The organism is Sulfitobacter sp. UBA1132 (assembly GCF_002311545.1).
Classification (GTDB): domain Bacteria; phylum Pseudomonadota; class Alphaproteobacteria; order Rhodobacterales; family Rhodobacteraceae; genus Sulfitobacter; species Sulfitobacter pontiacus.
Genome location: NZ_DCAN01000009.1, coordinates 33,202 through 41,328, shown reverse-complemented (window position 1 = coordinate 41,328; position 8,127 = coordinate 33,202). Strand labels below are relative to the sequence as shown.

Genomic DNA, 8,127 nt, shown 5'->3' with positions numbered 1-8,127 from the left:
GGGCGTTCTAAGGTTTGTTCCAAACACCCGCAACCCCTTTTTTCGGATTTTATCCTTTTCGTCAAAAAACCTTCACAAACGCCTGTTTTATTGACTTTCTGAGCGTCGGAAATTTGTAGCACCCAGGCCCCTCAGGGTATCTCTCTCCGCTTATACGGGGCTTTTCGTGCCTCGACCCAACCACAGGTAGGTCATTGCGGTGGAATCGCCGACTCGCGGGCCGGATAATCGCGAATCCATATGGGGCGTTACAGCCGGTGCACGGTCACATCTGTGCTGCAGGCCTCTTGTGCGAGATCGACCACATGCTGGTGGTGGGTGAGATAGATGGCCTGCCCGCGCTTTCCGACCCGTTGCATCAATCGACAGGCCGCGCGGGTGCGGTCTTCGTCGAAGGTTTCAAAGACATCATCACAGAAGAACGGCAGCACCGTTCCTGTCGACGCCATTTGCTCGTAGGCCGCCGCGCGCAGGGCAAGGTAAAGCTGGAACCGCGTCCCTTTGGACATTGCGGCGGCTTCCTTAGACACCCCATCCTCTGCCCGCACGGCCATTAGCACATCCCCCTGAGCGGCAGGCTGCGTGGTCAGTGTATTGTATGCCCCTTGGGTCAGGTCGCTGAAGGCCTGTTCGGTCGCGGCCAACATCGTGCTGCGGTGGGTGTCGCGATACCGGCGGATGGCATCCTCGGCCAAAGTATGGCCAAAGCGCCCCGTCAGATAGCGCAGCATCACGGCCTGCATCTGTTCTTCGACCGTGCGCTTTTGCGAGGTGAGCGCCGCAATATCACCATCCCCCCCAACCGCATCCAGCGCCGCTTGCGCCCGAGCGCGCGCAGCAATCGCGCTGTCGAGCTCTACTTCAAGTCGCGACAGGTCTTCGCAGAGCTCGGCAAGCGCCACTTGCGCCTGTGCGAGGGGCGCGGCGCTGAGGCGTTCCTGCGCCTGCTCCCAGGCATCAACCCCCAGGATCGAAAGCAGACGGGTACGCAAATCCGCACTTTGCTGGCGCAGCGCAATTGCCTGTTGCGCGGTCGCCGTCGCCTGACGCAATGCATCAAGGGTAGAGGTGTCTATCCGGTCATCAAACGCACGGGCCAGAAGTTGGACCTGATCATCGAGCACGGCAATCTCGCGCAGCGCCTCAGCCGCGGCGTCCTCCGCCACGGCAAGGCGCGCGTCCAGATCGCTGCGACGCGCTTGGGCCTGACGGGCGCGCTCCACCGCGGTTTGCAAAGCGGCGTAACGCGCCAAGGGCTGTTCCTGCGCGTCTGCCCCGCCATCCAGTGCATCCAACTGTGCGATGAAACCGGCGCGGTCCTGTTTGATGCCTGCAATCTGGCGCCGGACACCAGCCATGCGGGCGTCGACCTCTCGGATACTGCGCAGGCCGGTCAGCCCGTTCCACATGTCTATGCCAGCCTGCAGCGCCGGAAGATGCGTCGCGACGGCACCGCGCCACTGGTCACGCGCGTCGGTCACGGCCGTGCGTGCCTTGTCCGCTGCGGCTGCTCGGCGATCCCGCTCTGCCGTGGCCTGACGCACTGTGGCCTGTGCGAGCTTTTGCGCGTTCTGATGCTCGCGCGACGCCGCGATCTGGGTTTTGGCCATGAGCACGACGGTCCGCAAAGGCGCATCCCCTGCCTCCAACCGTGCCGCCAGATCGTCGCGCATCTGTTCTGCCGCGCGCAAGAGCTCTGCGTGGGCCTGTTCAGATGTCTTTAAGGTCTCGGCTGCAGTTTGCGCCGCCTCTGCCTCGCGCACCCATTCGACAAAATCCTCGGCGGAAAGGGTTTCGGGCAGGCCAAGTGCATCGAGGTGGGACCGCAGTTCACCCGTCACATGATCAAACGCCACCTCGGTCTCGGTACGTTTATTCTGCGCCCTGTCGTGATCCTGCCGCGCCTCGATCAACTGTCGCTCCGCCTGCCGCATTTCCGCCAGCGATTGGCTTTGCCCGGCGCGTAATGAGGTCTGCGCGTCATCCGCCCGCATTGCAGCCTCGAACGCAGAAGCAGAGGCCATGTCCAACACATCTTTATGCAGCGCCCATAACTCATCTCGGGTTTGTCGCCCTTTGGCGGCGGCATCATCGCTGATCAAGTCTGGGGACGACGCGGCCATCGCATGTTTTGTCTCGGCACCCGCCAGACGATCGGCTGCCGTGGTTTCCGCCTGCACGGCCGCACGCAGGGCAAGCCGCGCTTCCCCATGGGCCTGCATCAATTCCTGCGCGCGCCGGCTGCTGAGCGGAAGTGCCGGAACCGCGTCGAACGCCACATTGTGCCGCGCCAGCCCGCGCAAGGCAGTGGCCACCCCCTGACGATCCGCCGCGAGCCGGCGCAGCGCGTCATGATATCGACTGACCAGATCCTCCGCTTCGGCCTGCATGAATAGGCGTTCGACGTCCGCGTCGACGGCGGTCTCTTCTTCGGTATCGCGCAGGGCCCGTGCCGCGTCATCGTATTTGTCGCGCGCGACCTCTGCCTCCGCCTGAGTGGTTTGCAGATGCTTGCGCGCATCGTCCAGAGTGGCGCGCGCCTGTTCAAGCGCCGCAAGGGCGGGATCGCTTAAGATGAATTGCGCAAGCGCGCCATCGGCGGGCAACCCTAGAGTATCAAGCCGCGCCCGCATATCAGCGGTATCCTGCATCAACTGTGCTTCGCGTTTGGGCAGGTCGGATTGCCCCGCCTCTACCTGACTTTTCTTGAAGGCAAGCGCATCAACATCAGCCCCCCGCGCCAAATCATCCGCGTTGACGGCGACCTCGTCTCGCGCGGCCCGCAATGCGTGCACCTCGGCGACGGATCGTTTCCTTTCGGCAACAAGCGCGATCCGTTTCGTCATCATTTTAATCAAGTCTTCGCTGTCGAACTCCAGCGTCATGGGGTAATGCGCGATAGGGGTAAGCTGCACCTCTAGGGTTTTCCATTCTGTCGCCAATGGATGCGCATCAAGTATAGCCTCCAGCCGCGTTTTCTGAACCGAAAGCTCGGACTTGGCGGCGCGCAGACGCTGCTCTTCGGTTTGGGTGGCGTCCCGCGCAAGACGCAACTCGCGAAACGCGGCGGCGCTGACGTCATGATCCTTAATCTGCTGGACCAGTTCTGCATGCGCAGCCTTCAGCGCCGCGAACTCTGATTTTGTACCGCCTTTTAGATAAAGGTCACGATTGCCCTGCTCCACCCGCCCCAAGACCTGCGACAGATCGCTGATACCCGCCGCAGCAGAGAACAGCAGCTTCCCGATATCCCCCTCGCTTTTGGTAATCTCTTCGCCGCCGGCTTCGATCGTTTCATCGTCGAGACACAGCAGACTTTGGTATTCCTTTTGCGACACACCGCGCAGCGCCGCAGACAGCAAAGCATCCGCCACAGGTTGGCCCGCCCCGTCCACAAGATTGCCCGAGCGCTTGGGCAATCGGGACAGCTGGTGGATCTGCCCGTCAATATCGACGGTACCGCTGACGCGCAGGTTCGCGCGGGGGTGTTTGAAGGCATAGGGTTCACGCGCTGCAAAACCGTAAAGCAGCCGCAGATACCCCTCCATCAGGGTGGTTTTGCCCGCTTCATTGCGGCCAAAGACGATATGAAAGTCCGATCCGCTTGCGGGGCGCGCGCCGAAATCCAGCACGCGGTCGGTAAAGTGACCAAATCGGTCCAGCGCAAGCTGCTGCAGCCGCATCATTCGCCCGCTCCTCGCATCTGCGCGGCCATGGTCAACACCGCCTCGTCGGTCAGCTGCCGCAATAATGCCTCTTGCGCCTCTGCATCCGGTGCGAGGGCGCGGCGCTGATCAGCAGGCAATAGGCCAAGGATCTGGCTCAACTCTTGCTGCAACCTGTCCCGAGTGGCGGGCTCCTTGGCGATGTCCGTCATCAACTGCTGTACCTCGGCCACAGCACCATCCACCGCATCCTCTGATACAGCAGTCACATCCACCGACATCTTCTCGATCCACAGATCACCGATGCTTTCTGCGATTTCGTCGGCTTGAGCGCGCCAAACATCCGCCAACTGGCGTATCTGCCACGCCAGCGCCGTTTGCCCCGTCACCCGCAACCGCAAAATCGCCGCCCCCCGTCCGGCCTGCGCCTGCAACGCCGACCGCAGTTTGCGGCGCAGATCTTCGTCAGACTCCGCCCCCGTCACATCGCAATCACAGCGGCGGAATTCCACGACCGAGGTCGCCACTTCCGAAACCGAGATCTTGCCATCCTCGATCGTCAGCAGGCTTGCGGACTTTGGCCCCGCCTCCCCGATATCGCGCCCTTGCGGCATGCCCGGCATCACGATCCAGGGGTCTTCGCTGTGCACCGCGCGTTTGTGAACATGCCCCAACGCCCAATAATCGAACCCAGCCCCCGCCAGTTCGCCGACCGACACAGGCGCATAAAGATCATGCCCTTCCGCCCCCGCGAGAGAGGTATGCATCATCGCGATATTAACCGCCCCCGCCTCTGGCACGGTATACTTCGGCAGCAGGCTTTCCGGCGCGTGACGGTCGCGAAAGCTGACACCGTGAATATAGACGGGGTGGCTGGCCAACTGAACTTTCTCGCCCCGCCCGTCGAACACATGCACGTTCGGCGGCAGGTCGATCTCCCCCGCGATTGGGTTTTCCGCGTCGTGGTTCCCCTTGATATAGAACACCCGCACGTCAGCCTGCGCCAAACGATGCATCTGCGCGGCGAGATACGCGCCGGTTTTCGCGCTACGTTCTTGCCCGTCATAAAGATCGCCCGAGATCAGAAAAGCGCTGACCCTCTCGTCGATGCAATATTGCACCATCGTCTCAAGCGCTTGCCGGCTGGCACCGCGCACCTGCGCGGCCAGACGGTCATCCTTCATCGCCAAACTACGAAGCGGTGAATCGAGGTGAAGATCGGCAGTGTGCAGAATACGAAGGGTCACGGACGGAGGCCACCTTGTTCACGGAAAACGCTGCGGTCTTTGTCACGTAGTTCACATTCCGTTGCAACGGGCCGCAGTTGTGTCTTGCGGCTTTGATCCGCTGATCCCGCGGGCTAAGACTGTCACACCCGCCTGATAGAAAGTCATTCGATGCATCGACACGATATCCCGCTGACCCAAGACCTGGTGCTGATCGGCGGCGGGCATGCCCATGCGTTGGTGCTACGCAAATGGGGGATGAACCCGCTACCGGGCGCGCGGTTAACCGTCATCAATCCCGGCCCCACGGCCCCATATACAGGTATGCTGCCGGGCTATATCGCGGGCCACTATTCACGTGAAACACTCGAGATCGACCTCGTGCGACTGTGCCGCTTTGCGGGCGCGCGTCTGATCCTGTCCCACGCCACAGATATCGATCGCACTGCGCGTCTGGTTCATGTCGAAGACCGCGCGCCTATTGCATATGATGTTGCCTCCTTTGATATCGGGATCACCGCTAAAATGGGTATCCCGGGGTTTGATGGTTTTGCTGTCGGTGCAAAGCCACTTGATGTCTACGCCAAACGCTGGCGCGATTTCCTTGCCGCGGTGACGAGCGGCGACATCGAGCCCGAAATCGCCGTGATCGGCGGCGGTGTCGCCGGTTGCGAGCTGTCCCTCGCGATGGCCCATGCCGTACGCAGCGCGGGGATCGAGCCTCGGGTCACTTTGCTACAGTCCGACCCGACGCTTTCGGGCCTTGGCAACCGCGCGCGCCACACGGTCGAGGCCAAGCTTCGCGGCGCCAAGGTCACCCTACGCACCGGCATACGCGTCACGGAAATCGCCGCCGATCATGTCGTTCTGAGCAGCGGCGACAAAATCCCTTCTCAATTGACGGTCGGCGCTGCCGGTGCTTTCCCGCATGAATGGCTGGCGCAAACGGACCTTCCCTTGCGTGATGGGTTCATCGAAACAACGCCCGACCTGTCACTTCCCGGTGACCCAACTGTATTTGCCGTCGGTGACTGCGCAGCAATGCCCTTTGCCCCACGCCCCAAGGCTGGCGTGTTTGCCGTTCGCGCAGCACCCATCCTGTATCACAACCTTCGCGCCGCCCTCACCAATGGTCCCCGCAAGCCCTTCAAACCACAAAAACGTTACCTAAAGCTTATCTCCCTTGGGGAAAAATCGGCTTTGGCGGAAAAATTCGATCTTGCATTCTCGGGGCCTGCGTTATGGCGCTGGAAAGACCGGATCGACCGCGCTTTCATGGATAAACTTGACGATTTGCCGCCGATGCAACCGCCAGCTTTGCCCGATACGTTGGCGCAGGGTGCCCGCGATATACTGGCCGCGAAACCCTTGTGTGGCGGCTGTGGCGCTAAGGTCGGAAACACAGTGCTTCGTGACGGGCTATCGTCGCTTCAAGGTCCGACGGATGCGGCCATTCTTTCTGTCCTCGGCGATGATGCTGCGGTGCTAAAGCAACCCGGTGGCGGTTTTCAGGTCATCAGCGCCGATCACTTGCGCGCTTTGATCCACGACCCCGCCTTGATGACGCGCATCGCAGCAGTGCACGCCTTAGGCGACATTTGGGCCATGGGAGCGCAGCCCCAAGTGGCTCTTTCCAGCATCGTACTACCCCATATGTCTCAGGCGCTTCAGTCCCGGACACTGCAAGAAATCACCGACGCAGCCCGTGCGATATTCGACCACGCGGGCGCGACGATTGTCGGGGGGCACACATCGATGGGTGCCGAAATGACCATCGGATTCACCGTCACCGGCATGCGCGAAACGCCACCAATCACCCTGTCGGGCGCTCAAGCTGGCGACTGCCTTGTGCTGACCCGGCCCATCGGATCAGGAATTATCATGGCTGCGCATATGGAGGGCACAGCACGGGGAGCCGACGTCGCCCAGGCCCTAAACGAGATGGCAGAACCGCAGGACCGTCAAGCCTTCCACCTGCGTCGCGCCAATGCCATGACAGATGTCACAGGCTTTGGCCTTGCGGGTCACATCGCCGCCATCTGCCGCGCATCGCGCCTGAGCGCGGAAATCTCGGCGGACGCCATTCCCGTCTACGCCGGTGCCCGAGACCTATCAGATCGCGGCGTGCACTCCTCGCTGTATCACCCCAACGTCGACAACGCCCCCACGCGAGGACGCAGCGACCCGCTTTTGCACGACCCCCAAACCGCAGGCGGCTTGCTGGCTGCTCTACCCCCAGCCGAGGCAGAGATTGCGATCCGAGACATGGCCGCCGAAGGTAAAAAAGCCTGTATTATCGGGCATTTGATCGACGGCGAAGGACCAATCACTGTGCTGTAGCTACACTCGGTGCGTCTGGCGATCCCGGGAGGACTCGAACCCCCAACATCCTGATTAGAAGTCAGGTGCTCTATCCAGTTGAGCTACGGGACCACTCAGGTCATCTCATAGCCAGTTTGCGTCGGATGAGCAAAGCAAAATCTACCCGCAATCCCCATGATATTGCCATCACGTATCTCCTCTTTCGATAGTGTAAATCACCAACGGCTCCGCACAGGGACCCAATACTTATTGATCTTTGGGGCTTAGCCGTCGGCGATCCCAGGTGATACCAGCGCGCATAACACGCGCCGGCGCGCCCACAGCCAAGCTATGTGCGGGGATCACCCCAAGAACCATGGAACGGCTACCGATCACTGAATGCTGCCCTATCTGTGCGCCTTTCATGATCCTGACACCATGGGCCAACCAGACATGATCCCCGATTTCGATATCTTGGGGCGGGTTAATCCGTTCCCCTGTTTCTACGTCAAGAATCGAATGCATATCACTGACATCCATGGTGATATCCCCGGACAGCATGCAATCCTCGCCAATCGTGATGGTGCCCGCTTCATGCAGACTGAGGTGAGCCATCATGATCGTGGTGCGATCGCCAATGCGAATATGCGTATCACGCGCGCGGCATCGAAATGACCCCGCCAAACGACAATCTGCGCCAATATAGACGGCGCTCTCGTGATTCCTGAGCTCAACCAAGCCACCGGAGATCACAGTACCCTCGCCGATCACCACGTGGTTATTGCGCCCGTATATATTAATCTGCACCCCTTCGGCGCAGGTAGCTGTTGGCGATATATCTACCTGATTGTTCTGACCATTATCCGTCACCAAAACGCCAAGATGCGTTTTGCTCACCTATGTCACCTCCCGTAAAATCCGAACAGAAATTCTGC

General features: G+C 60.8%; 4 protein-coding genes and 1 tRNA gene. 1 reads left to right on the top strand and 4 read right to left on the bottom strand.

The window, feature by feature from the left end; translation table 11 throughout:
• Window positions 1-248: 248 nt before the first annotated feature.
• Together B4F27_RS06660 and B4F27_RS06655 are read right to left on the bottom strand one after the other, a co-directional pair.
• The gene (locus tag B4F27_RS06660; protein ID WP_286759219.1) at window positions 249-3,686 is read right to left on the bottom strand and encodes an ATP-binding protein; all 3,438 of its coding nucleotides are present in this window, start codon (window positions 3,684-3,686) and stop codon (window positions 249-251) included.
• On the bottom strand, window positions 3,683-4,897 hold the full coding sequence (locus B4F27_RS06655; RefSeq protein WP_286759221.1) for a metallophosphoesterase family protein: 1,215 nt from the start codon (window positions 4,895-4,897) through the stop codon (window positions 3,683-3,685). Before B4F27_RS06655 ends, B4F27_RS06660 begins: the two co-directional genes overlap by 4 nt.
• Window positions 4,898-5,062: 165 nt before the next feature.
• Here B4F27_RS06655 and selD point away from each other — a divergent pair, with 165 nt between their 5' ends.
• Entirely contained in the window at window positions 5,063-7,231 is a 2,169-nt protein-coding gene (gene selD / locus B4F27_RS06650; RefSeq protein ID WP_286759218.1) for a selenide, water dikinase SelD, read from the top strand.
• A gap of 16 nt (window positions 7,232-7,247) precedes the next feature.
• Here the strand turns inward: selD and B4F27_RS06645 are convergent.
• Both B4F27_RS06645 and B4F27_RS06640 read right to left on the bottom strand, forming a co-directional pair.
• A tRNA-Arg gene (locus B4F27_RS06645) sits at window positions 7,248-7,324 on the bottom strand.
• 135 nt (window positions 7,325-7,459) lie between these two features.
• On the bottom strand, window positions 7,460-8,089 hold the full coding sequence (locus B4F27_RS06640) for an acyltransferase (RefSeq protein WP_286759217.1): 630 nt from the start codon (window positions 8,087-8,089) through the stop codon (window positions 7,460-7,462).
• Window positions 8,090-8,127: the final 38 nt, after the last annotated feature.

Excerpts from the sequence above, each read along its gene's own strand:
- B4F27_RS06660 (WP_286759219.1), bottom strand. The coding sequence starts at position 3,686 with ATGATGCGGCTGCAGCAGCTTGCGCTGGACCGATTTGGTCACTTTACC.
- selD (WP_286759218.1), top strand. The coding sequence starts at position 5,063 with ATGCATCGACACGATATCCCGCTGACCCAAGACCTGGTGCTGATCGGC.